Source organism: Luteibacter sp. E-22 (genome assembly GCF_049913125.1).
Taxonomy (GTDB): domain Bacteria; phylum Pseudomonadota; class Gammaproteobacteria; order Xanthomonadales; family Rhodanobacteraceae; genus Luteibacter.
In genome coordinates this window covers 712,973-737,526 of sequence record NZ_CP183975.1, presented here as the reverse complement: position 1 = coordinate 737,526, position 24,554 = coordinate 712,973, and the positions used below count along the sequence as shown (strand labels likewise).

19 protein-coding genes and 1 other RNA gene are annotated in these 24,554 nt (G+C 67.2%); 4 read left to right on the top strand and 16 right to left on the bottom strand.

What is annotated here, in order from left to right:
• Positions 1-5: 5 nt before the first annotated feature.
• The 8 genes from mraY to rnpB form a co-directional block, all read right to left on the bottom strand.
• Entirely contained in the window at positions 6-1,088 is a 1,083-nt protein-coding gene (gene mraY / locus ACN9M2_RS03170) for a phospho-N-acetylmuramoyl-pentapeptide-transferase (protein ID WP_371022705.1), read from the bottom strand.
• Positions 1,078-2,442, bottom strand: coding sequence for a UDP-N-acetylmuramoyl-tripeptide--D-alanyl-D-alanine ligase (locus ACN9M2_RS03165; RefSeq protein ID WP_426286727.1), 1,365 nt, complete (start codon positions 2,440-2,442; stop codon positions 1,078-1,080). Before ACN9M2_RS03165 ends, mraY begins: the two co-directional genes overlap by 11 nt.
• On the bottom strand, positions 2,439-3,932 hold the full coding sequence (locus tag ACN9M2_RS03160) for a UDP-N-acetylmuramoyl-L-alanyl-D-glutamate--2,6-diaminopimelate ligase (protein WP_426286726.1): 1,494 nt from the start codon (positions 3,930-3,932) through the stop codon (positions 2,439-2,441). Before ACN9M2_RS03160 ends, ACN9M2_RS03165 begins: the two co-directional genes overlap by 4 nt.
• Positions 3,929-5,737: a peptidoglycan D,D-transpeptidase FtsI family protein gene (locus ACN9M2_RS03155; RefSeq protein WP_371022702.1), complete on the bottom strand. Its 1,809-nt coding sequence runs from the start codon at positions 5,735-5,737 to the stop codon at positions 3,929-3,931. Before ACN9M2_RS03155 ends, ACN9M2_RS03160 begins: the two co-directional genes overlap by 4 nt.
• The gene (gene ftsL, locus ACN9M2_RS03150; RefSeq protein WP_306850873.1) at positions 5,734-6,006 is read right to left on the bottom strand and encodes a cell division protein FtsL; all 273 of its coding nucleotides are present in this window, start codon (positions 6,004-6,006) and stop codon (positions 5,734-5,736) included. Before ftsL ends, ACN9M2_RS03155 begins: the two co-directional genes overlap by 4 nt.
• Positions 6,003-6,926: a 16S rRNA (cytosine(1402)-N(4))-methyltransferase RsmH gene (rsmH, locus tag ACN9M2_RS03145; RefSeq protein ID WP_426286725.1), complete on the bottom strand. Its 924-nt coding sequence runs from the start codon at positions 6,924-6,926 to the stop codon at positions 6,003-6,005. Before rsmH ends, ftsL begins: the two co-directional genes overlap by 4 nt.
• 51 nt (positions 6,927-6,977) lie before the next feature.
• Positions 6,978-7,424, bottom strand: a complete 447-nt coding sequence (gene mraZ, locus ACN9M2_RS03140) for a division/cell wall cluster transcriptional repressor MraZ (RefSeq protein ID WP_371022700.1) — start codon at positions 7,422-7,424, stop codon at positions 6,978-6,980.
• Positions 7,425-7,767: 343 nt separating this feature from the next.
• An RNA gene (gene rnpB, locus ACN9M2_RS03135) (RNase P RNA component class A) lies at positions 7,768-8,134 on the bottom strand.
• Between the two features lie 68 nt (positions 8,135-8,202).
• On the opposite strand from rnpB, the gene rsmI reads away from it, so the two are divergent.
• The 3 genes from rsmI to ACN9M2_RS03120 all read left to right on the top strand — a co-directional run bounded on the left by rsmI (position 8,203) and on the right by ACN9M2_RS03120 (position 11,427).
• The gene (gene rsmI / locus ACN9M2_RS03130) at positions 8,203-9,030 is read left to right on the top strand and encodes a 16S rRNA (cytidine(1402)-2'-O)-methyltransferase (protein WP_426286724.1); all 828 of its coding nucleotides are present in this window, start codon (positions 8,203-8,205) and stop codon (positions 9,028-9,030) included.
• A 199-nt stretch (positions 9,031-9,229) separates the two neighbouring features.
• The gene (locus tag ACN9M2_RS03125; RefSeq protein WP_426286723.1) at positions 9,230-11,029 is read left to right on the top strand and encodes a penicillin-binding protein activator; all 1,800 of its coding nucleotides are present in this window, start codon (positions 9,230-9,232) and stop codon (positions 11,027-11,029) included.
• A gap of 29 nt (positions 11,030-11,058) precedes the next feature.
• The gene (locus ACN9M2_RS03120) at positions 11,059-11,427 is read left to right on the top strand and encodes a YraN family protein (RefSeq protein ID WP_426286722.1); all 369 of its coding nucleotides are present in this window, start codon (positions 11,059-11,061) and stop codon (positions 11,425-11,427) included.
• 107 nt (positions 11,428-11,534) lie between these two features.
• Here the strand turns inward: ACN9M2_RS03120 and ACN9M2_RS03115 are convergent, their stop codons facing one another.
• The 3 genes from ACN9M2_RS03115 to ACN9M2_RS03105 form a co-directional block, all read right to left on the bottom strand.
• On the bottom strand, positions 11,535-12,209 hold the full coding sequence (locus ACN9M2_RS03115) for an HAD family hydrolase (protein WP_426286721.1): 675 nt from the start codon (positions 12,207-12,209) through the stop codon (positions 11,535-11,537).
• A 109-nt stretch (positions 12,210-12,318) separates the two neighbouring features.
• Positions 12,319-15,057, bottom strand: coding sequence for a putative bifunctional diguanylate cyclase/phosphodiesterase (locus ACN9M2_RS03110; protein WP_426286720.1), 2,739 nt, complete (start codon positions 15,055-15,057; stop codon positions 12,319-12,321).
• A 60-nt stretch (positions 15,058-15,117) separates the two neighbouring features.
• Complete coding sequence (locus ACN9M2_RS03105; RefSeq protein WP_426286719.1) at positions 15,118-15,894, bottom strand: TenA family transcriptional regulator; 777 nt, start codon at positions 15,892-15,894, stop codon at positions 15,118-15,120.
• 223 nt (positions 15,895-16,117) lie between these two features.
• On the opposite strand from ACN9M2_RS03105, the gene ACN9M2_RS03100 reads away from it, so the two are divergent.
• Positions 16,118-18,172 carry a M13 family metallopeptidase gene (locus ACN9M2_RS03100; RefSeq protein ID WP_426286718.1) on the top strand — a complete coding sequence of 685 codons (2,055 nt, stop codon included), beginning with the start codon at positions 16,118-16,120 and terminating at the stop codon, positions 18,170-18,172.
• 58 nt (positions 18,173-18,230) lie between these two features.
• On the opposite strand, the gene ACN9M2_RS03095 is transcribed toward ACN9M2_RS03100, so the two are convergent.
• Genes ACN9M2_RS03095 through ACN9M2_RS03075 form a run of 5 tightly spaced genes read right to left on the bottom strand, consistent with a single transcriptional unit; the run spans position 18,231 to position 24,509 of the window.
• Entirely contained in the window at positions 18,231-18,950 is a 720-nt protein-coding gene (locus tag ACN9M2_RS03095; protein ID WP_426286717.1) for an ABC transporter permease, read from the bottom strand.
• Complete coding sequence (locus ACN9M2_RS03090) at positions 18,947-19,873, bottom strand: ABC transporter ATP-binding protein (RefSeq protein ID WP_426286716.1); 927 nt, start codon at positions 19,871-19,873, stop codon at positions 18,947-18,949. Before ACN9M2_RS03090 ends, ACN9M2_RS03095 begins: the two co-directional genes overlap by 4 nt.
• Positions 19,870-21,006 (bottom strand): ABC transporter permease, encoded by a 1,137-nt coding sequence (locus ACN9M2_RS03085; RefSeq protein WP_426286715.1) that lies wholly within the window; start codon positions 21,004-21,006, stop codon positions 19,870-19,872. Before ACN9M2_RS03085 ends, ACN9M2_RS03090 begins: the two co-directional genes overlap by 4 nt.
• The gene (osmF, locus tag ACN9M2_RS03080; RefSeq protein ID WP_426286714.1) at positions 21,003-21,905 is read right to left on the bottom strand and encodes a glycine betaine ABC transporter substrate-binding protein OsmF; all 903 of its coding nucleotides are present in this window, start codon (positions 21,903-21,905) and stop codon (positions 21,003-21,005) included. Before osmF ends, ACN9M2_RS03085 begins: the two co-directional genes overlap by 4 nt.
• A 3-nt stretch (positions 21,906-21,908) precedes the next feature.
• Positions 21,909-24,509, bottom strand: coding sequence for a TIM-barrel domain-containing protein (locus ACN9M2_RS03075; RefSeq protein WP_426286713.1), 2,601 nt, complete (start codon positions 24,507-24,509; stop codon positions 21,909-21,911).
• Positions 24,510-24,554 lie beyond the last annotated feature (45 nt).

Below are 24,554 nucleotides of genomic sequence, written 5' to 3'. Positions count from 1 at the left end.
TTTTCTCAGCGCACCTTCAAGGTTGCAAGACCGATGAGCACCAGCACCACGCTGATGATCCAGAAACGGACGATGACCCGCGGCTCGGGCCAGCCCTTCAATTCGAAGTGATGGTGGATCGGTGCCATGCGGAAGATGCGCTTGCCGCGCAGCTTGAAGCTGCCGACCTGGAGCATCACCGACGCCGTCTCCAGCACGAACACGCCACCCATCACCAGCAACACGATCTCCTGGCGGACGATGAGCGCGACGCAACCGAGCGCGGCGCCGATCGCCAGCGCGCCCACGTCGCCCATGAACACCTGCGCCGGATACGTGTTGAACCAGAGGAAGCCGAGCCCCGCGCCGGCCAGCGCGCTGCAGAAGATCGCCAGTTCGCCGGCCCCGGGAATCGCCGGAATGCCGAGGTACTCGGAGAACAGCTTGTTACCGGCGAGGTAGGCGAAGATGCCCAGCGCGCCCGAGACCAGGACGCTCGGCATGATCGCGAGGCCGTCGAGCCCGTCGGTGAGGTTCACCGCGTTGGAGAAGCCGACGATGATGAAATAGCCGACCACCACGAAGAACACGCCGAGCGGGATGGCGACTTGCTTGAACAAGGGCACGTACAGCGCGATCTCGGCCGGAAGCTGATGGGTCTGGTAGAGGAACACCGCGGCGCCGAGACCGAACACCGACTGCCAGAAATACTTCCAGCGGCTGGCGAGGCCACGGCTGTCCTTCAGCACCAGCTTGCGGTAATCGTCGTAGAAACCGATCGCGCCGAACAACACGGTCACCGCCAGCACCACCCACACGTAGCGGTTGCCGAGGTCGGCCCACAGCAGCGTGGCGATGCCGACCGCGAACAGGATGAGCAGGCCACCCATGGTCGGCGTGCCGGCCTTCGCGAGATGGGTTTGCGGACCATCGCTGCGCACGACCTGGCCCGCCTTCAGCGCGGCGAGCTTGCGGATGAGCGCGGGCCCGAGCAGCAGCGAGACGGCCAGCGCCGTGAGCGCGGCCATGATCGCGCGGAAGGTGATGTACTGGAACAGATGCAGCGACGTGAAGTGCCGAGCCATCCATTCCGCCAGTTCAAGCAGCATGGAATGCTCCTTCAGCGTACTTCTTCATTGCCGCCGCGACCCGGTCCATGCCGGAGGAACGCGACCCCTTCACGAGACAGGTCACGCCCTCGTGGATCTGCGCGCAGGCGGCCTCGATCAGCGCCTCCTGCGTCGCGAAATGCTGTGCCCCCGGACCGAAGGCCTCCACCGCCGCCGCGCTCCGGGTTCCCGTGGCGAGCAGGCGTTCGATGCCCCGCGCATGCGCGAGGCGTCCGACACCGGCGTGCAGGCTCGACGCATCCGGCCCCAGTTCGGCCATGTCGCCGAGGATCAGCCAGCGCTCGCCGCGGGCCAGGGCCAGCGTGTCGATCGCCGCGGCCGCCGAACCGGGATTCGCGTTGTAGCTGTCGTCGATCAGGGTCCAGCCACCGGGCATCGGTTCGAGTTCGAGGCGGCCGGGCACGTGCGGAACCTGCTCCAGGCCCTCCACGATGACGTCCACCGGCACGCCGAGCGCCGTGGCGATAGCCGCCGCGGCCAGCGCGTTGGCCACGTTGTGGCGCCCCGGCAGCGGAAGGTGCACGTCGCCATCGCCATGCGGCGTCGACAGCACGAAGTGCGTGCCGTCGATACGCTCTTCGACGATGTCCGCGCCGATATCCGCCCGATGATCCAGCGCGTAGCGCAGGATGGTGCGCGATCCGGCCAGGTTGGCGAAGAAGCCGGCGAAGCGTTCGTCGTCCGCGTTGACGATGGCGATCCCGTCGGCGGGCAGCGACCGGTACAGCGCGCCCTTGGTTTCGGCGACGCCTTCGATCGTGCCCATGCGCTCAAGATGCGCGGGCGCGATGGAATTGACGAGGCCGATATCGGGCCGCGCGATGGCGGCGAGGTAATCGATGTCGCCCGGCTTGCCGGCGCCCATTTCCAGCACCGCGTAGCGGGTGTCTTCCGGCATCGCCAGCAAGGTCAATGGCATGCCGATCTCGTTATTGAAGTTGCCGGCGTTGACATGGGTGCGGCCATGGCGCGACAGGATCGACGCGGCGAGCGTCTTCACCGTGGTCTTGCCGTTGGAACCGGTGATGCCGACCACGCGCACGTCACGCTGGGCACGCACGGCACTGGCCAGGTCGCCGAGCGCGGCCTGGGTGTCGTCGACGATCACCTGCGCAATCGGCGCGTCGACCGGACGCGTGACCAGCGCGGCGACGGCGCCATGCTCCGCCGCGGCGGCGACGAAGTCGTGCCCGTCGACGCGCTCGCCCGGCAAGGCCACGAACAGGTCGCCCGGCCGGAGGGTACGGGTATCGATGGAAAAGCCGCTGACCTCGGCGTCGGCGCCTTGCAGGCGGCCGCGGGTCCAGAGGGCGACGGCGGACAGGCGCATCATGCGCGGACTCCCTTCTTGCTCGTCTCCATCGCCTCGCGGGCGACGGCGAGGTCGTCGAAGGGACGCTTGCCCTCCGGACCTTCCTGATAGGTTTCGTGACCCTTGCCGGCGATCAGCACGACGTCGTCGGCCTTCGCGTCGGCAAGCGCCAGGGCGATGGCCTGCGCGCGGTCGCGCTCGACCATGACGGTATCGGGATGGGCGAAGCCGGCCACGATCTGCGCGACGATGGCGTCGCCGTCCTCGCTACGCGGGTTATCGTCGGTCACGATCACCACGTCGGCGAGCCGTTCGGCGATGCCCGCCATGATCGGCCGCTTGCCCTGGTCGCGATCGCCGCCGGCGCCGAACACGCAGATCAGCTTGCCCTTGGTATGCGAGCGCAGCGCGAGCAGCGCCTGCTTCAACGCGTCGGGCGTATGCGAGTAATCCACCACGACCAACGGCTTCCGGCCGTCGCCGCCGAGTCGGCTCATCCGGCCATTCACCGGCTGCAGCGCCTCGAGCGCCGCATGGATGCGGTCGAAGGGCTCGCCCAGCGCGCCCAGCACGGCGGCGACCGAAAGCAGATTGGCGACGTTGAAGCGCCCGAGCAACGCGCTGCGCACGGTGCGCATGCCCCACGGCGTGTTGAGGTTGAACGAAAGGCCCTTCGCCGACGTGACGACGATGTCGGCGCGGATCTCGGCGTCTTTTTCCGTGCTGTCGCCCGCCATCGAGACGCGCAGCCTGGCGATGCCTTCGCCGAGACCCTTGGCCAGCTTCGCGCCGAACGGGTCGTCCACGTTGATGACCGCGCTGCGCAGGCCCTCGAAGGCGAACAGCTTGGCCTTGGCGGCGCCGTACGCTTCCATCGTGCCGTGGTAGTCGAGGTGGTCGCGCGTGAGGTTGGTGAATACGGCCACGTCGAAGGCGACGGCGTTCACCCGGCCCTGCTCCAGCGCGTGCGAGGACACTTCCATGGCGACATGCGTGGCGCCGGCGTCGCGGAACTCGCCGAGAAGCGCCTGCATGCGGATCGCGTCCGGCGTGGTGCGCTCACCCTCGGCGATCGCGCCGTGCAGGCCCGCGCCCAGCGTGCCGATCGTGGCCGGCTTGCGGCCAAGGAAAGCCAGCGCCTGCGCGATCAGCTGGACGGTGGAGGTCTTGCCGTTGGTGCCCGTCACGCCGACGACATCGAGCGCGCGGGACGGATCGCCGTAGTAGCGCGCGGCGATGGGACCGGCCTTCTCGCGCAGCTTGTCGACAGTGATGACCGGGACGCCCGCATCGGCGGCATCGAACGGAGGCTCGGCGAGGATCGCCACCGCACCCTGCCCGACCGCCTTGGCGGCAAACTCGATGCCATGGCCTTTCATGCCGCGCAACGCGACGAAGGCGTTGCCGCGGACGATCTCGCGGGAATCCAGTGCGAGGCCCGAGACGTCGATGTCGCCGGCGCCGGATGCGTCGGCGAAACCGTCGAGCAGGTCGGTGAGGCGCATCGTCATGGCACCACCTCTTCGGCGGCGCTTTCGTCCGCCTGCGGCGGTTGCGCATTGGTGGTACCGATCAGCCCACCCTGGCTCGGGCCGCCCGCGTACCAGCGGCCCACGTTGTCCGGTGGGATGTCGAGCAGGCGCACGGCGCCTTCCATCACCTGGGCGAAGGCCGGGCCGGCCACGGAACCACCGTAATAATGCCCGCCCTTCGGATCGTTGATGACGACGACGGTCACCAGGCGCGGCGCGCTCGCCGGGATCATGCCGACGAACAGCGAGATGTAGTTGTTGGCGTAATAGCCGCCCGCGGAATTCTTGTGCGAGGTACCGGTCTTGCCCGCGACGCTGTAGTTGGCGACGGAGGCGAAGCCGTAACCGGTACCGCCCGGCGCCATCACCGTCTCGAGCATGCGCACGAGGTTGTGCGCCACCTCGGGGGTGACGATCTGGTTCGGCGGGTTGTCCGCGCCCTTGATGAAGCTCGGCGAGCGCAACGCGCCGCCGTTGGCGATGGCTGCATAGCCCGTGGCCAGCTGCAACGGCGTGACGTTGAGGTTGTAGCCGTAGGCCAGGCGCGACTTCTCGATCGGCTTCCAGGTACGGCCGACGGGCAGGTAACCCGCCGCTTCGCCGGGAAAGCCGCTGCCAGTGCTATTGCCGAGCCCGAACGACTTGTAGACGCCGTAGAGGAAATCGGTGTCCAGTGTCATCGCGATCTTGGCCGCACCGACGTTGGACGACTTCGTGATCACGCCCGTGGGCGTGAGCGTGCCCCAGTTGTGCGTGTCGCGCACCGGGTGGCCGCCCATCATCCAGGTGCCGGGCGAGGTCTCGATCAGTGGCGCGGTCGGCGTGTACTTGCCGCTGGTGAGCGCCGCGGCCATGGTGAACGCCTTCATCGTCGAACCCGGTTCGACCACGTCCGTGACGGCACGATTGCGCCTTTCGGACGGCGTGCTGCCGCGCACCGCGTTCGGATTGAACGAAGGCAGGTTGGCCATGCCGAGCACTTCACCCGTGTGCACGTCCATCACGACGATGGAGCCGGACTCGGCCTTGTTCTTCTCCAGCGCGTCTTTCAAGGCGCTATAGGCGAGGTACTGGATGCGGCGATCGATCGACAAGGTGAGGTCGCGGCCGGGTTGCGGCTCACGCACCAGTTCCACGTCCTCGACGACATGGCCCATGCGGTCGCGGATGACGCGCTTCGCGCCGGGTTTTCCGGCCAGCCATTCGTCGAACGCCAGTTCCAGGCCTTCCTGGCCGTGGTCGTCGATGTTGGTGAAGCCGAGGATATGGCTGTTCACCGCGCCCGACGGATAGTAGCGGCGGTATTCGCGCTGGGCGGCGATGCCGGGGATCTTCAGGTCCACGATCGCCTGCGCATCCTCCGGACGCAGCTGGCGCGCGATGTACATGAACTCCTTGTCCGCGCGCTGCACGATCTTCTGCTTCAGGTCGTCGGCATCGACGTGCAACGCCTTGGCCAACTCCGGGATGCGGTCTTCGTTCTCCAGCACTTCCGGCGGGTTCGCCCAGATCGAAGCCACCGGCGTGGATACCGCCAGGGGTTCGCCATTGCGATCGAAGATGGTGCCGCGCGACACCGCGATGGGCATCTCACGCAGGAAACGGGCGTCGCCTTGGTCCTGGTAGAACTGCTTGCGCACCACCTGCAGGTCGAACGCGCGCACCACCAGGCCCGAGACGGCGACGCAGAGCAGCGCGACGATGACCGTCATGCGCTTGCGCGGGCTCGGCCCCTGGCCGCGGCGGCGGCTCGGCACGACAGGTTTGCCGTAACGGGCCTTCATCGACGCACCAGCTGGATGTCCTGCGGCTTCGGCGTGAACATGCCGAGCTTGCCGCGGGCGTCCGCATCGATGCGGCTGGGTTCGGCGTAGGTCGCCTGCTCCAGTTCGAGGCGACCGTATTCGACGCCGAGGTCGTCTTTCTGGCTTTGCAGCCGCGAGAGCTCGACGAACAGCACGCGGCTCTCATGGCGCGTCCACACCACGCCGATCGCGCTGGCGATGACCGCCAGCAGCAGGATCGAGAGGCAGGCGGCGCCGAAGGCCTTCATGCGAGTTTCTCCGCGATGCGCAGCACGGCGGAGCGCGAACGCGGGTTCGCCGACACTTCGGCGTCGGACGGGAAGATGGCCTTGCCGACGGGCTTCAGGCGGGCGGTCTTCGCCTCGACCGGCGGACCACGACGGCTGCCCTGCACACGCCCCTCGTGGCCACGGATGAACTGCTTCACCGTACGGTCTTCCAGCGAGTGGAAGCTGATCACCGCCAGGCGGCCACCCACGTTGAGCAGTTCGAGCGCTGCATCGAGACCGCGTTCGACGGATTCGAGTTCGGCGTTCACGCGGATACGCAGCGCCTGAAAGGTGCGCGTGGCGGGATTCTTGCCGGGCTCGCGGCGGCCGACGCAGCGCGCGACCAGTTCGGCGAGTTCACCGGTGCGGGTGATGGGGGCCGTGGCGCGGCGCTCGACGATCGCCTTGGCGATGCGGCGACTGAAGCGCTCCTCGCCGAAGGTCCACAGGACACCGGCGATCTCTGCCTCGTCCGCATCGGCCAGGAAGTCCGCCGCGCTCACGCCACGTGTCGTGTCCATGCGCATGTCCAGCGGCGCGTCGGCCATGAAGCTGAAGCCGCGGCTGGCATCGTCGAGCTGCGGCGAGGACACGCCCAGGTCGAGCAGGATGCCGTCGAGACCGCCTTCCAGCGCGGACCAGTCGCCCATCGTGGCGAAGTTGTCGTGGCGCAGGGATACGCGGGGATCGGTGGCGAGGCCGGCTTCGGCCACGGCGATGGCGGCCGGGTCGCGGTCCATGAGGAAAAGCCTGCCGGCATCGGAGAGACGGGCGAGGATCGCCCGGGCGTGACCGCCGCGGCCGAAAGTCCCGTCCAGATAACGCCCGTTCTCGCGCAAGGCGAGGCCCTCCAGCACTTCGTCGAGCATCACAGGGATGTGCACATCGCGCCCCGCCATTGCCACATCCCGCTCCCGTTCCACCAAAAAACCTCGAAAGTTAGTTCGTCGTCACAACCGCAGCTCCGCCATGTCGTCGCTGATGTCGTCCTCGCCGATCGTCTGGCGGATCTTCGCGAGGTGGGCCAGCTCACTCCAGAGCTCGAACTTCTTGCCCATGCCGAGCAACACGGCTTTTTTTTCTATGCCTGCCGCCGATCGTTGGCTGGAAGGGAGGAGGATGCGGGCCGCTCCGTCGGGTTCGACGATGGCCGCGGCACCCACCAACTTCATCTGCAACGCCCGGTGGACGGCCTTCACGCTGGGCAGCGCATTGACCTGGTCACGCACCTGTTCCCACTCCGCGTACGGAAAGATCCAGAGGCAGCCGGTCTCGAAGGGGTTGTAGGTAACGACCAGACGATTCGCACAGGCGTCGGCCACCAGATCCCGATACGAAGTCGGAATCGTCAGACGACCCTTGTCGTCGACCGTGATGGCTGTCTCACCTTGAAACATCTTTAGTTGGCCGCCCCACCAAATCCCACGATTTGACACTGGGGCCCACGATAGTCTCGGGTCCTGAGACTGTCAAGGAATTTTTTCTTGTGAATCAAGGAGAAAGCTCACGTTCATGCCAATTTCCAGCCGTTTCTGAGGAAGGGACGGAAGGTGGTTGAATCGTTGAGGTTTTTTGTGACAGGCCTCGCTGTTCCACAGGCCGCCGAAGAGCGCAAAACCGACCGCGACTGAACTCCATGTTCATCGAGGATGGCTTTCCCCGGCGGTGGCATCCCAGGTCACCCGTCCCTGGAAACGCCGCGGCGCCGTCGGTGAGGACGGCGCCGCGATGCGTGGAAGAAAAAGGAGTCGGCCTGTAAGCCGGGTTCTGTGCGTCTTGCGACGTGACAGTCATTCTTCTCGGCCTGGCGTCACCGCCAGGCTCCAGCAACCTACCCGGGAACGACGCGGGCCGCGTCATGGTTCCCTTATTTGGTCTTGCTCCGGGTGGGGTTTACCGTGCCATGCGGCGTTAGCCCCGCACGCGGTGCGCTCTTACCGCACCCTTTCACCCTTACCTGATCCCCTCGCGGGGCCATCGGCGGTCTGCTCTCTGTTGCACTGGCCGTCAGCTCACGCTGCCCAGGAGTTACCTGGCACCCTGCCCTATGGAGCCCGGACTTTCCTCGATACGCCCGAAGGCGCGACGCGACTGTCCGGCCGACTCCATCTCGGATTGTACGGCAGAAGCGGTACCTGCACGTAGAATGATCCGCCCCATCCAGCGGAACCCCCGATGTCATCACCACGCCCCGGCACGCTGCATGTCGTCGCCACGCCGATCGGCCATCGCGACGACATCGGTGCACGCGCCATCGAGACGCTGCGTCGGGTGAAGGTCATCGCGGCCGAGGACACACGGCATACGCGCCCCTTGCTCCAGCATCTGGGCATCGACACGCCCCTGGTCGCACTGCACGACCACAACGAGCGAACGGCGGTCGACAGCCTCGTGGAACGCATGCTCGGCGGCGACGACATCGCCCTCGTTTCCGACGCTGGCACGCCGCTGATCAGCGACCCCGGCTTCCGGTTCGTCCGCGCCGCGCGGGCGGCGGGGCTGAAGGTCAGCCCGGTTCCGGGGCCGAGCGCGGTCGTCGCGGCGCTTTCCGTCGCCGGACTACCGAGCGATCGCTTCATCTTCGAGGGTTTCTTGCCCGCCAAGGCCGGCGCACGCCGTGCGCGGCTCGGCGAACTGGCGGGCGAGACGCGCACCGTGATTTTCTACGAGTCCTCGCATCGCATCCTCGAATCGCTGCAGGACATGGCCGGGGTGTTCGGTCCGGCGCGCGAGGCCGTGGTCGCCCGCGAACTGACCAAGATGTTCGAGACCGTGCTCGACGGTCCACTTTCGAACCTGGTGGAACGCGTGGCCGCCGATCCTAACCAGCAGCGCGGCGAGTTCGTGGTGATGGTCGCCGGCCGGGAAGCCGGCGAAGACGAACGCCTGGCCGAGGGCCTGCGTGTGTTCGCGATCCTCAAGGACGAACTGCCTCCGGCGAAGGCGGCGAAGCTGGCGGCCGCGATCACCGGCGCGCCGCGCAAGGCGCTTTACGGGGCTTGATCGCCGGGGCCCGACCGTCAGGCGGGTTATCGCCGAGAGGGTCGGCTCCCACGGGATCGGCCGGGGCCGGAACAGGGCGGGCCAGGGCCGGATCGGCGCAAGCACGGGCCGGCTCACAACGGCCTCGCGGAGCGATGGGCTATGATCCGGTCGTTTCGGCGCCGGAGGGCGCCTTCGTGCAGTCAAGGAATCCGTTGCGATGCGATCGATCCGCGCCACCACCCTCGTCCTCCTGCTTTCCGCCGGTCTCGCCGGCTGCGTGACCCAGGGCGGGGTCCAGCACGGTGCCGCCCCTTCGGGTGAGGCCACCCAGGCGGCGCAGGCGCTCTACATCAAGGGCCAGTTCGACCAGGCCGCGCAGGCGTACCTCGCCCTGTCCGCGCAGGACAGCGACCATCGTGACTACTACAAGCTGCTCGCCGCGGAATCGTACCGGCAGGAAGGGGCCCTGGATCGCGCGGCTCCCCTCGTCGCCGACATTCGCCGCTCCCGCCTCGAAGGCGAGGACGCCTTGCGCCTCGACGCGTTGCGCGCCGAAGTCGCCCTGAAGAACAACGACGCGAAGACCGCGCTCTCCCTCACCGGTAAGCCGTCGTCGCGCGTATCGCCGCAGATCGACCAGCGCCTCGCCGAATTGCGCGCCCGCGCCCAGGCCGCCGCCGGCGATCCGTGGAGCGCGGCACAGACCCGGATCGAACTGGACGGCCAGTTGCGCGGCATCGACCGCGAGCAGAACCGCAAGGAAATCCTCGCCCAGCTCACGGGCCTCGGTGCGCAAGCGCTCGCCGAACGCGGTGGCGCCCTTCCGGCGAACGACCCGATGAAACCCTGGGTGACGGAAGCCCAGGCCCAGCTCGGCAGCGTGACCCGTTCGCCGGCCGTGCTCGACCAGGCCGTCGGCACGGTCACCGGCGACAAAGGCGTGCGCGAGGGATACAAGGTGCCGACCAAGGTCGCGCTGCTGCTGCCGCTGTCCGGCCCGCTGGCCGGTGCCGGCGCCGCCATCCGCGACGGATTCTTCACCAACTACATCGAGGCGGCCCACAACGACGCGCCGCGCCCGGAAGTGGCCGTCTACGATTCCGGCAATGACGCCCAGCATGCCGTCGCCGCGTACGACAAAGCCGTCGCCGAAGGCGCCCGCTTCGTCGTCGGCCCGCTCAACCGCGACGGCGTGTCGGCGATCTTCGCCAAGGGCGCCCTGCCCGCGCCGATGCTCACGCTGAACTACCCCAACGACAACAAGAACCTGCCGCCCGCGGGTGCCAACGAGTTCGGCTTGCTGCCGGAAACCGAAGGCGCACAGGTGGCCGACCACATGGCCGACAGGGGCATGCGTACGGCCACGGTGATCATATCCACCGACGATTTCGCACGCCGCGCCGGCAACGCGTTCAAGGCCGAATGGCAGGCGCGCGGTGGCACGCTGGCCAGCCAGGTCACGCTCGATTCGGGGAGCATCGACTTCGCCTCGCAGCTGTCCGAGCCGGTCGGACAGGACCCCGCCACCAGTGGCGTCTTCATCAGCATGAAGCCGCAGCAGGCACGCCTCCTGCTGCCCCAGCTGCGCCTCGCCAAGAACACGCTTCCGGTCTTCGCCACGTCGCACGTCTACGCGGGTGGCGACGACGCGACAGCCGACCGTGACCTCGAAGGCGTGGAATTCTGCGATGCGCCCTGGTTGTTCGACGCGCAGCCGGGCCTGCCGCGGCGCACCGACCTCAACAACGCACTGCCGGCGACCAAGGGCGTGACGGCACGGCTGTTCGCCTTCGGCATGGATGCCTGGGGCCTCGTGCCCTACATCGACTGGATGCGCGGCCATCCGGGCAGCTACCTGCCCGGCGCGACCGGCCAGCTGGTCGCGGATGAATTCGGCCGCGTGCGCCGCGTACTCATCTGGGCGCGTTTCGCCGACGGCGTGGCACGCCCCGTCGCGGGTAGCCTCGAACTCGAAGCGCCGGCCACGGCTCCCGACGTCGAAAGCGGCGGGGGCTGATTCCCTGCCGGCGCGAACAGGGAGTTCGCGTGACGGCTACGAAGAAAACCACTCCGCGCCGCGCCACCGGCGACCGTTTCGAAGGCGCGGCCCGGGCATTTCTCGAAGAACGGGGATTGCGGCTCGTCCGCGCCAACTTCCTCTGCCGACATGGCGAGATCGACCTCGTCATGCGCGACGGTGAAACCGTGGTGTTCGTCGAGGTGCGCTACCGGTGCAATAGCGGCTTCGGCGGCGCGCTGGGATCGGTGACGGCGGTCAAGCGGCGCAAGCTGATCAGCGCGGCCCACCTGTGGATCGCATGGCATCCGCATGATGCGCGGAGGCCATGCCGGTTCGACGTGCTGGCTTTCGAGGGGGATGGCGTGGAGTGGGTGCGGGGCGCTTTCGACGCGTGAATCGCCGGCAGGGTCGGCTCCCACTCAAGAAGCATCGCCGCTGAAGCGGCTCCCACGGTGTCGAGGCGGGCCTGGTGGGAGCCGACCCTGTCGGCGATGGCGGCCGGTCAGGCCGCCGCCAGGAAATCCTCGCGGCGCATCGTGGCCAACTCCGCGACGGTATCGATCGTGATGTCCGGCGGCGTTTCTTCCAGTTCCTTGCCCGCGGCGGCCGCATAGTGCCCCTGCTTCACGAACACCGTGGTGACCTTGTCGCCAAGCAGTTTCTTCAACGCCACGAGGATGCGCGGCTTGTCGTCCACCATCACGTAGTGGTCCGCCGGATAACGGCGGCGCATGTCGTCGAGCATCTCTTCCTTGTGCACGTAGATCAGCACGTCCCCCTGGAATGCGTCCCAGAGGCCAGCTCGGCGAATTTTTCGTGGCTGGAACACGGTGTCGCCGTCGGACATGATCACCGGACGGCCGATCGTGCGCAGATGCGCGATGGCTTCCGGCACGCCGGGGAATCGGCGCTCGTCGAAGGGGTAGTCGAGCAGGAAGAACGACATGCCCATGAACTCGGGGCTGCTCGCCTGTCCGCGCAGGCGCTGCAACGCGCCCAGGTAATCGGCGTAACCGACCTGGCCGCGGATGTCCTTGTCGATGGCCTCGTAGCGGGCACGGCCCTCGACGCCGAAATCGCGCTCCAGGCGTGCGCGGAGGTCCGCACTGAAACGGTCGTTATCGATCAGGGTGTTGTCGACGTCGAACAGGAAGACGATGGGGTCGTGGTTGGACACGATGGATCCTTGCGCGGGTACATGACCGCCTATATGGGGTTGTTCATTCTGATTCGAAGAGGCCGCCCCTTCTTGGCACGGCGTGCCTTCCGCTGACGGTCCCGGCAGGCTAGGCGCGCTTGGGCGGAACCAGCGACAGGCGCTTGCTGCCCGTGGTCCTCGGCGCCAGCAGGCGCTCGATCTCGTCCGGCGGCAGCGGACGGGAATACAAGAAACCCTGCCCTTCCTGGCAGCCGGCGCGGAGCAGGAATTCGTGCTGGCCTTCGGTCTCGATGCCTTCGGCGATCGTGTGCAGGTCGAGGCTGCGCGCGATCGCCACCATCGCTTCGGTGATCGCGACGTCGTTCGCGTTCATCGGCAACCCGGTGACGAAGGAACGGTCGATCTTGAGGTAAGCCACCGCCGGCAGCTTCAGATAGGCCAGGGAGGAATAGCCGGTGCCGAAATCGTCGATGGCCACGGCCACGCCAAGATTGTGCAAGGCGAGCATGGCACGCTCGGTATCCTCACCCAGGCGCAGGATGGCGCTTTCGGTCAGTTCGACGAGCAGACGCTTCGGCGGGATGCCGATCTCCTGCAGTGCCTGGCAAACGCCTTGCAGGAAATCCGGGTGGCCGAACGAGCCCGCCGACACATTGACCGCCATGCGCAGGGGCGGCAGGCGCGCCTCGTCCCACTGCAGCAACTGTCGACAGGCCGTCTCAAGCACCCACTGGTCGATCTGGCGGATCAGGCCGAGGCTTTCCGCGATCGGGATGAATTCGTCCGGCGCGACGTTGCCGCGTTCCGGGTGACGCCAGCGGATCAGGGCCTCGACGGCCACGATACGTCCGCTCTTCATCTCGATGCTGGGCTGGTAGACGAGATAGAACTCGTTGCGGATCAGCGCCTGGCGCAGTTCCGAGGCGAGCTTGAGGCGGCGCCGCGCGTCCGCGTGCATCTTCGGCGTATAGAAACGCAGCGCGTTGCGCTCTTCGGTCTTGGCCACATACATGGCCGCGTCGGCATTGGCGATCAGGGTGACCGCGTCGTTGCCATCGAGCGGATACCCCGCGATGCCGATGCTGGCGCTGACATAGAGTTCGTAGTCCCCCAGGTCGAAGGGACGCGCCAGCGCGGCAAGCATCGTCTCCGCCACCACCAGCGCTTCCTCGCGCGAGCGCAGGTCGGCGAGCAATACGGTGAATTCGTCGCCACCGATGCGGCCCGCCACGTCGTGTGGCGAAAGCTGGGCGCGGATGCGCTCGGCCACGCGCATCAGCAGGGCGTCGCCCGTGGCATGGCTGTAGCTGTCGTTCACCACCTTGAAAGCATCGAGGTCGACGAACAACACCGCCACCGCGCCGCGCTCGTGCGCGGCACGGGTGATCGCCTCGGCGCAACGGCGCTCGAATTCCGAGCGGGTGACCAGGCCAGTGAGGGGATCGTGCGTGGCCAGGTGTTGCAGGCGCTGCCGGTCGGCCTTGCGCGCGGTGATGTCCGACACCACCGCCACATAGTGCTGCGGGCGCCCGTCGCGGTCGCGGATGGTGCTGATGCTCATCAGTTCCGGATACGTGCTGCCGTCCGCGCGGCGGCTTTCCACTTCGCCCACCCAGTTGTCGCCCGCCGCGATGTCGTCCCACAACGACTGCGGCAAGGGACGGCCATCCGGAAGTGTCCGCGTGATGTCGAAGCGGGTACGGCGCAGCGCCTGCACCGGGAACCCGGTGAGCTTCGTATGCGCCGCGTTGGCGGTGGTCACCCTGCGATCGGCGTCCGCGATGATCACGCCCTCCGCGATACTGGCCAGCGCCTCGGAGGCGATCTTGCGCTCCTGCTCCATGGCCACCCGGTCCGAAATATCGCGCACGATGGCCTGCGAAACCTGTCGGGCGCCCCAGACCACGAGGCTGCTCTGCGTCTCCACCGGCCGCAGGCTGCCATCGGGATTGCGCAGGCTGCCCATACCGGTATGCGGAGAACCGTCCACGAACAAGGCGGCCAACTCCATCCCGGTCAATTCCTCGCGCGAGCAGCCGAGCCACGAGGCGGCGCGGCGGTTGGCGTCGAGGATGCGTCCGGTTTCCTCGTCGACCATGAAAATGGCATCGGCCGCACTGTCGAAGAGGAGGCTGTAGCGCTCCTCGGTACCGCGAATCCCGGCGAGGATGCGCCCGGCCATGCGTAGCCACAGCAGCGAAGCCAGGGCGGCCACGCCGAGCACGGTGAAGAACAACACCCGGCCCAGCCACGAGGCGCCGTTGGCGATGTAGAGGGAAAACGCCTTGGCGCGGGGTTCGATGTAGTTGTTGAGCGTGGCGATCCGCTCCCGCTCGGCGACGATGTCGCCCGGCTGCAGCGTGCCGGCGCCATAGCCCTTCTCCAGACGATCGGCGGTGTCCTCCAGGTCGGCGAGGCTGCCGTCCACGGAACGCCACTCCGCCACGGCCTCACGCACGTAAGGCATGCCGTCGAAATACTGGAAGATGAAGACCATCCCGGGGATGGCCTCGGGGATGACCCCTCCCCTGGCGAAGGCGTCGTTGACGTCCGCATGGGAGAAGTCGCCGCTGGCGATCGCATCGCGCGCCCAGCGATCGGACATGAGGACGGCGTAATTCCGCCGGAACCCGGCCAGGTCCCCCGGGCGGCCGTGGGCCGCATAGGCGTCCAGGTCGATGACCGACTGTTTCTGCGCCTTGGACCAGAGACTCTCGCCGTTGAGGAAACCGGCGAGGGTCACCTGGGTCTGGAGCGCGACCCACGTCAGGGTGAGGATGAGGCCGACGACCGCCACCAAGGCATAGGCCAGCGGCCTGAGGCGCCTGGACAGTAGCTGCTGGTGACTGGCCTCGAGGCGGCGCATTGGTTCCCCTTGTTCCTCAACCGGACGTGATAGTGCTCCACATGACGCCCAACTTGCGAGTTACGCCGCCGCCTCGTTCCACTTGCGGATCGAGCCGATCGCGTCCATGCAACGGTCCAGCGTGATGCTCATGCAGACGTAACTACGGCGAACACACTCTTTAATGTGTTCGACCTGGTCCACCGGGGGGTTGCTTCCCAGTAGCGTGCAGACGATTTCCAGTGCCTCCCACGGATGGGTATCGTCATAGGCGGCGTGAAGCTGAAGCCAGCGAAGCCCGGCTTTCCGGCCGGAAATCGGCAAGCTTTCGGCATAAGCCTTGCTTTCGTAGACAAGCTGCGACCAATCCCCGGTCGCCCCCTCCACCGCGTAGTTCGTCGCGGCGATGCCCGCGGCCAGCGAGTCGTTGCGGGACACCTCCTCGCACCAGTCGGCCAGGGCCTGGGAGCCCTTGGGCGGCTCGGCTCCCAGCACATCCTCGCGCGACACCCCCGCGCTCTCGGCCCAGTTCAGCCAGTACTCGGCGTGGTTCTGCTCCACCCGGATGTTACGGACCAGCCAGCGCCGGGCGAGGTCGTCGCCCGGGCTGCGGCCATAACGGGTCTTCAACAGGCTGTGCGACATGTAGCCCGGGAAGCGCTCGATCACCGGCCAGACGCCGACCATGAAGTTGCGCGTGGTCTGCGGGTCGAGGGTGGCGGCGCACATGGCCGTCCACATCTCATGGCTGACGATCCCCCGCCGGGTGTCCTCGCAGGACGAGACCATGTCCTGCGCCCAGAGCGGATAGCTGGCGATCTCGGTCTGCGAGCCGGTCAGTTCGAAACGTGCGTTCATATAGATCTCCCTAAAGATCTGCTGCCAATGATGGTCGGGCGGGCCCGGGCGACCCGCGGCCCGCCCCGATACCGGCCTCGTTGCGAAGCCGGACGATCATTAGGGCACATCCCCCAGGGTGCTTTGTGGGCCCGGGAGGTGGCCTTGCGCCTAGTCCATCGGTCATGGACACAAGCGCCACGGCTGGGGCTATCGTGGGCGCGCCACCTGCAAGGACCCTTCCATGGCCACCATCCACCGGATTCTCGCCGCCTCGATCGCCTGCGGCCTCGCCTCCACCGGCGCGCTAGCCGCCGGCCAGCCCTCGGGCATCGATCTCAAGGGCATCGACCGCTCGGTGCAGCCCGGCGACGATTTCGACGGGTACGCCAATGGGAACTGGAAGAAGACCGCGGTCATTCCAGCCGACAGGGCCAGCACCGGCATTTTCCTGGAGGTGTTCGAGAAAGCAGAGAAACGCAACGCGGACCTGCTCAAGGCGGTCGGTGACGGCAAGGCGGCCCCGGGGAGCAACGAACGCCTCATCGCCGACTACTACAAGGCCTATATGGACGAGGCGGCCATCGAGAAGGCGGGCCTCAAGCCGCTCGAACCGGCACTGGCCCGAATCGACGCGATCCAGGACAAGGCACAGCTCTCGGCGGCGTTGGGCGCGCAGCTGCGTGCCGACGTCGATCCTATCAACGCGACCAATCTCGACACCGAGCACCTGCTCGGCCTCTTCGTCGCCCAGGGCCTCGAAGATCCCTCGAAGAACATGCCTTACCTGTTGCAGGGCGGGCTGGGCATGCCCAACCGCGATTACTACCTGAAGAACGACAAGGACATGGTCGAGACGCGCGAGAAATACGCCGCCTATGTCCAGGCCCTGCTCGCGCAGGCGGGCACGCCCGATGCCGCCGGCAAGGCGAAGGCCATCGTCGCCCTCGAAACGAAGATCGCCCAGGCCCAGCTGTCCATCGTCGAGAGCGAAGACATCCATAAGGCCAACAACCCCTGGCCGCGCACGAGTTTCGCGAGCAAGGCGCCAGGCATCGACTGGAACGCCTGGTTCAAGGCCGCCGGTCTCGACGACCAGCCCACCTTCATCGTCTGGCAACCGGCCACGGTGACGAAATTCGCCGCCCTCGTCGCCAGCGAACCGCTGGACACCTGGAAGGCCTGGCTGCGCTTCCACACCATCAACGAGAACGCCGCCGGCCTGCTGCCGAAGGCCTATGACGACCTCGCCTTCGACTTCTACGGCAAGACCCTCTCCGGTACGCCGAAGCAGCGCGATCGATGGAAGCGCGGCCTCGGCCGCGTGAACACCGACCTCGGCGACGCGATGGGGCAGCTCTACGTAAAGCAGTACTTCCCGGCATCGTCGCGCGCGGAAGTGCAGGACATGGTGAAGAACATCCTCAAGGCGTTCGACGCGCGCGTGGACACGATCGAGTGGATGTCCGCCGCCACGAAACAGAAGGCCAAGGCGAAGATCGCCACCATCAAGGTGGGCGTCGGCTATCCCGACACCTGGCGCGATTACTCGAAGCTGGAAGTCCGTCCCGACGATGCGCTCGGCAACCATGCCCGTGCGGAACTCGCCGAGTACCACCACCAGGTCGCGAAGCTGGGCAAGCCGGTGGACCGCGACGAATGGTGGATGACGCCGCAGACCGTCAATGCGGTGAACCTGCCGCTGCAGAACGCGCTGAACTTCCCCGCCGCGATCCTCGAGGCGCCGTTCTTCGATCCTAAGGCAGATGCGGCTTCCAACTACGGTTCCATCGGCGCGGTGATCGGACACGAGATCAGCCACAGCTTCGACAACACCGGCGCCGAGTTCGACGCCCAGGGCCGGCTCGCCAACTGGTGGACCGCCGCCGACGAGAAGCACTTCAAGGAAGCCGGCCAGCGCCTGGTCGAGCAGTTCAACCAGTACGAGCCGCTGCCGGGCCTGCACATCAATGGCCAGCAGACCCTGGGCGAAAACATCGCGGACGTGTCCGGCCTGGCGATCGCCTACGCCGCATATAAGGAGAGCCTTGGCGGCAAGCCCGCGCCGGTGATCGACGGCCTGACCGGCGACCAGCGCTTCTTCCTCGCCTTCGCACAGTCCTGGCGCACCAAGACCCGCGACGCGGCTTTGCGCCAGCAGGTCATCGGCGATGGCCATGCGCCGGGCGAATTCCGCGCGCAGACGGTGCGCAACCTCGATCCCTGGTACGACGCCTTCCAGCCGAAGCCCGGCCAGAAGCTTTACCTGGACCCGAAGCAGCGGGTGCGGATCTGGTGACCCCGTCGCCGCTGAAGCGGCTCCCACAACCTCTCCGGGCGGTCATGTGGGAGCCGCTTCAGCGGCGATCCGACCTCCGCACGCGCCTCTCCACCGCCGCCAGCGCCGCATCCACCGTCAACGCCAGCACGCCCACCAGCAAGGCTCCCTGCACCACGTAGGCGGGATTGTTGCCAACCAGACCCTCGACGATCGGTGAACCGAGCGTCGTGGCGCCGACCGCCGAACCGATCGTCGCCGTGCCGACACTGACGATGGCCGAAAGACGAATGCCCGCCATGATCGGCCCCGCCGCCAGCGGAAGCTCCACGTCGAGCAGGCGGCGCCAGCGGCCATAGCCCATGCCATCGGCCGCGTGCAATGCCGCCGCCGGAACCTGGTCCAGGCCCGCCACGGCCTGTCCCAGCACCGGCAACACGCCATACAACACCAGCGCGAACAAGGTCGGTGCGGCACCGAAACCGAGCAGCGGTACGGCGATGGCCAGCACGGCCACCGGTGGGAAGGTCTGTCCGATCACGGCCACCGCGCGAACCGTCGGCAGCAACGATCGGCCAAGCGGACGCGTGGCGAGGATGCCGAGTGACAGGCCGATCGCCACGGCGGCAAGCGTCGCTGCCAACACGAGCGAGAGGTGGGCAAGCGTCAACGCAAGGAAAGACGTGCGCGTGTACAGCGGATGAGGAAGCGACGGTTGCCATGCGTGGAAGAGCGGCGCCGCATGCGGCAGCGCCAGCAAGAGCGCGACCAGCACGGCCAGGGTCACGGCCAGCTTCATGGACGCAACACGAGATCGGCCAGCACGATCGTACCGACATGCTCACCGCCCTCGCGCACGGGCAGGCGATCGCGACCCTGTGCCAGCATGGCACCCAGGGCGTCCTGCAAGGACGCCGCCGCATCGACGGGCTCGCCCTCCGCGCGTTCGCCGCCACGCATGCTGTCACGCACGGTGCGCACCGCCAGTTCGCGCAAACGCGCACGCGTGCCGCCGACGAAATCCCGCACGCGCTCGTCGGCCGGATGACGAAGGAAAGCAAGCGGCGCGCCGACCTGGATCAACTTTCCGTCCAGCATGAGGCCCACCCGGTCGCCAAGGCCGAAGGCCTCGTCCATGTCATGGGTGACGAACAGGATGGTGGTACCTGTTTCGCGCTGGATCGCCTTGAGGCTGGCCTGCAAGGACTCACGCGTCAGCGGGTCCAGGGCGCCGAACGGTTCGTCCATCAATACGATGCGCGGGCGCGCGGCCAGTGCGCGCGCCACGCCCACGCGCTGCTGTTGGCCACCCGACAAGGTGTGCGGATAACGATCGGCGATACCCGGCTCGTCCAGCCGGAGCAGGCCGATCAACTCGGCCACCCGCGCACGGATCGCATCCTCAGGCCAATGGAGAAGGCGTGGCACCGTCGCGATGTTCTCGGCCACGGTGCGGTGGGGAAACAGTCCGACCGATTGGATGGCGTAGCCGATGCCGCGACGCAGTGTTTCCACATCGCGCGTCGCGACATCCTCGCCATCGACGCGCACCCTGCCCGCGTCGATATGGATCAGTCGATTCACCGTGCGCAACAAGGTCGACTTGCCCGAGCCGGATGGCCCGACCAGGACGAAGAATTCGCCATCGTCGATGCGCAAGGAGAGGTCGTCGATCACCACATGGTCGCCGAAGCGCTTGCAGACGTGCTCGAACTCGATCATGCGTGACGCTCCGTGAGGGCGAGCAGGCCCTGGAAGACGAGATCCACGGCCAGGGCCAGGACAAGGATGGCAAGCGTACCCAGCAGCACCATGTCGGTCGCCCCCTGGCCTATGCCGAGGAAGACGAAGCGACCGAGCCCTCCGGCACCGATCAGGGCCGCGACGGCGGCAAGGCCGATCGTTTGAACCGCGACGACGCGCAGGCCGGCAAGCAACACCGGCCAGCCAAGCGGCAGCTGCACGCGAAGGAGCAACTGCGCACGGCTCATGCCCAGTCCACGGGCAGCCTCGCGTGCATCGGCAGGCACGGCATCCAACCCGGCAGCGGTGTAACGGACCACCGGCAGCAAGGCATACAGCAGCAGGGCGAATACCGCGGGTGCCGCGCCCGTACCGCCGAAACCCAGCGAACCGAGCAGGGGCCACTCGCGCGCCAGCCATGCGAACGGTCCGATCAACAGCGCGAACAGCGCGAGCGACGGCACGGTCTGCAGGAAGGCGAGCACGCCGACGAGCATGCCGTCGCTCCGGCGCCCGCGCCAAACCCACCACCCCAGGGGCGCACCGACCAGCAAGGCCAGCACCAGGGTAATCGCGCTCAGACGCAGGTGACTCGCCAAGGCCTCGGCGAAAGGCGCGCGCTGCGCGTGCCATTCGCGCAACAGGGCAAGCCCGTCGAACAGGCCGGCGGCGCCCTGGACCAGGATAAGTGCCAGCGCCGCCAGCCACGTGGCTACCTGTACGCCAACGCGCTGACCGCGCAGGCGGTCGAGCAGCAAGAGGGCGGCGGCAAGCCACATGAGCCAGAAGCCGGCACCGAGTTGCACGCGGATCGACGGGGCGGCATGGAGGAGTATCCGCTGCGCATCGAGTCCGGCGAGCAGCGGCGAGCCCACCACGGCGAGCCATGCGATGGAGGCTGCGACGAAGCGATGTCGCGGCACCTGGAACACCGCGCAGACCATCACCGTGCACCACGCGCCGATCCACAGCCATGGATGCGGGTTGAACGCCTGCCCGGCGAGCAACCGGTTCGGCGCGACATGGAGGAACGCCGCGAACGCCGCCGCCAGCAGGCCGATCGCGGAAAGCACGAGCACCGGCAACGCGGCGAGCGGCTCCGGACGCTTCATTTCAACAGCCCATGGGAACGCAGGTAATCCGCCGCCACCGTCGCGGCATCCTCTCCGTCGATCTGCGTGCGCGCGTTGAGCTTGCGCAGCACGTCGAGGGTCAGTGGCCCGAACGCGGCCTCCAATGCGGGTCGCATCGCGGGATAACGCTTCAGCGCATCCTCACGCACGACGGGCGAGGGCTGGTACACCATTTCCACGTGCTTCGGGTCTTCCAACACCACCAACCCCGTCACCGCGATCGCGCCGTCGGTGGAATAGACCATGCTCGCGTTCACGCCGGACGTACCTTCCGCCGCCGCCTTGATCGTCGCCGAGGTATCCCCGCCGGCAAGCACCAGCAACTGGCTGCCACGCAGATTGAAGCCATACGCGGCCTGGAACGCAGGCAGCGCCGCCTCGCTTTCGACGAACTCCGCGGAACCCGCGAGCAGCACGTCGCCGCCACCGTTCACCCATCGCGCGAAATCGGCCAGCGTTCGCAGCCGTTCGCGCCCGGCGACATCGCCGCGAACACCGATGGCCCAATGGTTGTCGGCCGGTGCGGGAGCCAGCCAGACGAGCCTGTTCGCCGCTCGGTCGAGCGATGCGGCCAGCGCATACGCCTTGCCCGCATCGCGGAAGGTTGGATCGTCCTCGCGATGGAAGAAGAACGCGGCATTGCCGGTGTATTCCGGATAGACGTCCAGGTCGCCGTTGAGCAAAGCACGGCGGACGATCGAGGTCGGCCCCAGTTGCGTATGATCCACGACGGGCACGCCCTCGTGGCGCAGCACTTGCAACACGATCTGGCCAAGCAGCGCACCTTCGTTATCGGCCTTGGAGCCGACCCGTAGCGGCGCCTGCGCGTTCGCTGCGCAAGCGAGCAAGGCCAGGAGCAAGACCAGGAGGCGGCGCAACGGTCAGCGTCCCAGCCGGTCGGCGAAGGCGCGCTTGTAGGCATCGTCGATCGGCGTGGCATCGACGCTGGCGGCCAGCCCGGCGAAACGTTTTTCGAACGCGCGCACGGCCGCCGAGAAGCGCACTGCCCTGCCCTCGTCATCGCCTTCATCCACCGCATAGGCCAACACACGGGCGGCCTGGCCGGCGAGGTCGACATCGTCGGGCAAGGCGGAGATATCGCCCCACACCTGCTTTAGGTACCGCACCGCGTCGGCGGCGCGGCGCATGCGGTGCAGCAATCCGGCCGGCGCGGCGTGTTCGGGCACGAAGCGAGCCACGACGTCCTGCGCTTCCTCCACGGAGACCGGACCCAGGTCCACGCGGATGCACAGCCATGCCGCGTCGAACAGCCAGGAGCGCGGTGCCGGCTCCGCGCTATAAGGCAGCGCCTCGCCATTGACCTCGACACTCTCGGGCATGCCCGCATCGAGGAATTCCACCACGTACGCGCGCTTCGCCGGGCACCCCTTGTACCGCCCTTCCATGCGATCGATATGCACCCGATGCGCACGATCGCCATGCCGGTTGCGCACGCAGGTGCGAGCGAACTCGCCGCGCTGGTAGCCCTGGCTCGTGCCGTCGTCGTCATAGAGTTCGGTGGTGCCCTGGGCACCGGGGAAAACCTGCAGGATCAGCGTATCGGGAAGGCTGGCAAGATCGCGCATGCCTTCCGGGTAAAGCGGGATGATGCTGCCCGGGCGCACGAAGATCGGGATTTCCTCCAGCGTGTACGAACGCTCCACCATCCCGCCTCCATCGAAGGCTTCCGCGCCATCGCGGCTGTACCACTTGCCCGGTGGGAGCCAGACCGGGAACGGCGCGGTGCCGTCGGCGCCGACCGGCGTGGTCACGGGTGCCACGAGGATGTCGTTGCCGAACATGTACTGTCCAGGATGTGCGTAGGCTTCCTCGTGCTCCGGCCAGTGGTAGTACATGGGCCTGACGATCGAGACGCCGGTGTCGTAGGCCTGTCTCGCGGCGGCGTAGATATACGGGGCGAGCTGGTAGCGCAGGCGGATCGCCGCGAAGATCGCATCGCCATAGGGCGGCCCGAAATGCCAGGGCTCCTTGTGCAGGCTCGCTTCCTTCGCCGAATGCGTGCGCAGCACGGGGCTGAACACCCCCAGTTGCATCCAGCGTGCGTAGAGCTCCGGTTCGAGGTGCCGCTCCGGCCGAGGGATGTGCTTGTGGAAGGTATGCCCGCCGATATCGTGGCTCCAGTACCCATAGAGCACGTTGGACGCCATCGCCGTGAAATGGGGCTGGTAGGCGAGCGACGTCCAGGAAATGACACTGTCACCGGAGAACCCGATCGGATAACGGTGGTTACCCAGGCCACCCCAGCGGTGGTAGATGAGGCCGCGGCGATCGCCGTCGCGCTGCATCTCGGTGAAGAACGCATGGTTGAGCCACCAGGTGTTCGACAGGCCGGGGTGTGCCTTCGATTCGGGCCACTGTTGCCAGTCCAGCCACCAGAAATCCACGCCCTGCGCTTCCAGTGGCTTCAGGATCGTGTCGAACAAGGCGCGCATGTACGGCTGCGACGTGCCCTCGAACGGAATGGGCGCCTGAGTGGAGGTATCCCACGACAAGGCCTTCGCCATCGCTTCGTAGTTTTCCTCGTGCGGCATGACGCCCGAGGCGGGGTGCAGGTTGAGCGTCACGCGCAGGTTCTGGCCATGGGCCCAGCGCATGAAGGCCCCGGGCTCCGGGAACAGGCTGCGATTGAAGGTGTAGCCGGTCCAGCCCGATGCCTCGCCGAAGACATCCTTTTGCTCATGCCCGGGACGCAGTGAAAGACCGGGCGTGGTGTGCCAGTCCATGTCCAGCACGAGCACGTCGAGCGGTATGCGTTCCTTTTCGAAACGCGCACCGAGCGTGCGCAATTCTTCGTCGGAATAGTTCCAGTAGCGCGACCACCAGTAGCCGAAGACGAAACGCGGCGGGATCGGTTGCGGACCGGCGATCGCCGCGAAATCCGCGAGCGCGGCGCGGTAATCGTGGCCGTAGCCGAAGAAATACAGGTCCTGGCGGTCGCCCGCGGGACGATCCTCCACCCAGCCGTCGTCGTCGAGCCCGAAGCCCTGGGTGTCGTCGACGACGTGCCAGCCATCGCGTGCGATCAGCCCGTCCTCCAGCGGCAGGGTGCTGCCGTCCTGCCAGGTGTCGCCGTCGTAGCGGTCGAGCGTGCGGTAGGTTCCGCCGAGGTTGGCCTTCTGCGCGTCGCCCGGATTCCAGGTGACCGGTCCGTTCCCGCGACGAACCAGGATCGCGAGGTTGCCGGCGGCGAAATGGCCGGTCCCCTTCTCGTAGCGCAGCCGCAACATGCCTGTGTCGATCTCGATGAATCGATCGTCCTCGACCAGCCCGAACGGCGGCACGTCGAGCGCGCGATGCACGACCACCTGGGTACGCCCGTCGCGGAAGCGCCCGTCGGCGCTCCATTCCAGGCGGACGAGCCGCGGTGTCAGCACGGTGAAGCGGATATCGCCGCGCTCGACGATGGCCTCGGGCCGGGCGGCGGCCCCCGTGGAAGGGCGGCTGTCTGTCGTGGCTTCCATGGGTAGCGTCACCCCTTTGCGAACCGGAGGTGGACCATTATGACG

Bases quoted from the DNA above. Each gene is read 5' to 3' on its own strand.
- ACN9M2_RS03110 (WP_426286720.1), bottom strand. From the start codon at position 15,057: ATGCGCCGCCTCGAGGCCAGTCACCAGCAGCTACTGTCCAGGCGCCTC.
- ACN9M2_RS03165 (WP_426286727.1), bottom strand. From the start codon at position 2,442: ATGATGCGCCTGTCCGCCGTCGCCCTCTGGACCCGCGGCCGCCTGCAA.
- ACN9M2_RS03090 (WP_426286716.1), bottom strand. From the start codon at position 19,873: ATGATCGAGTTCGAGCACGTCTGCAAGCGCTTCGGCGACCATGTGGTG.
- ACN9M2_RS03155 (WP_371022702.1), bottom strand. From the start codon at position 5,737: ATGAAGGCCCGTTACGGCAAACCTGTCGTGCCGAGCCGCCGCCGCGGC.
- rsmI (WP_426286724.1), top strand. From the start codon at position 8,203: ATGTCATCACCACGCCCCGGCACGCTGCATGTCGTCGCCACGCCGATC.
- ACN9M2_RS03105 (WP_426286719.1), bottom strand. From the start codon at position 15,894: ATGAACGCACGTTTCGAACTGACCGGCTCGCAGACCGAGATCGCCAGC.
- mraZ (WP_371022700.1), bottom strand. From the start codon at position 7,424: ATGTTTCAAGGTGAGACAGCCATCACGGTCGACGACAAGGGTCGTCTG.
- ACN9M2_RS03160 (WP_426286726.1), bottom strand. From the start codon at position 3,932: ATGACGATGCGCCTCACCGACCTGCTCGACGGTTTCGCCGACGCATCC.
- ftsL (WP_306850873.1), bottom strand. From the start codon at position 6,006: ATGAAGGCCTTCGGCGCCGCCTGCCTCTCGATCCTGCTGCTGGCGGTC.
- ACN9M2_RS03085 (WP_426286715.1), bottom strand. From the start codon at position 21,006: ATGAAGCGTCCGGAGCCGCTCGCCGCGTTGCCGGTGCTCGTGCTTTCC.
- ACN9M2_RS03100 (WP_426286718.1), top strand. From the start codon at position 16,118: ATGGCCACCATCCACCGGATTCTCGCCGCCTCGATCGCCTGCGGCCTC.
- mraY (WP_371022705.1), bottom strand. From the start codon at position 1,088: ATGCTGCTTGAACTGGCGGAATGGATGGCTCGGCACTTCACGTCGCTG.
- ACN9M2_RS03075 (WP_426286713.1), bottom strand. From the start codon at position 24,509: ATGGAAGCCACGACAGACAGCCGCCCTTCCACGGGGGCCGCCGCCCGG.
- ACN9M2_RS03095 (WP_426286717.1), bottom strand. From the start codon at position 18,950: ATGAAGCTGGCCGTGACCCTGGCCGTGCTGGTCGCGCTCTTGCTGGCG.
- rsmH (WP_426286725.1), bottom strand. From the start codon at position 6,926: ATGGCGGGGCGCGATGTGCACATCCCTGTGATGCTCGACGAAGTGCTG.
- ACN9M2_RS03125 (WP_426286723.1), top strand. From the start codon at position 9,230: ATGCGATCGATCCGCGCCACCACCCTCGTCCTCCTGCTTTCCGCCGGT.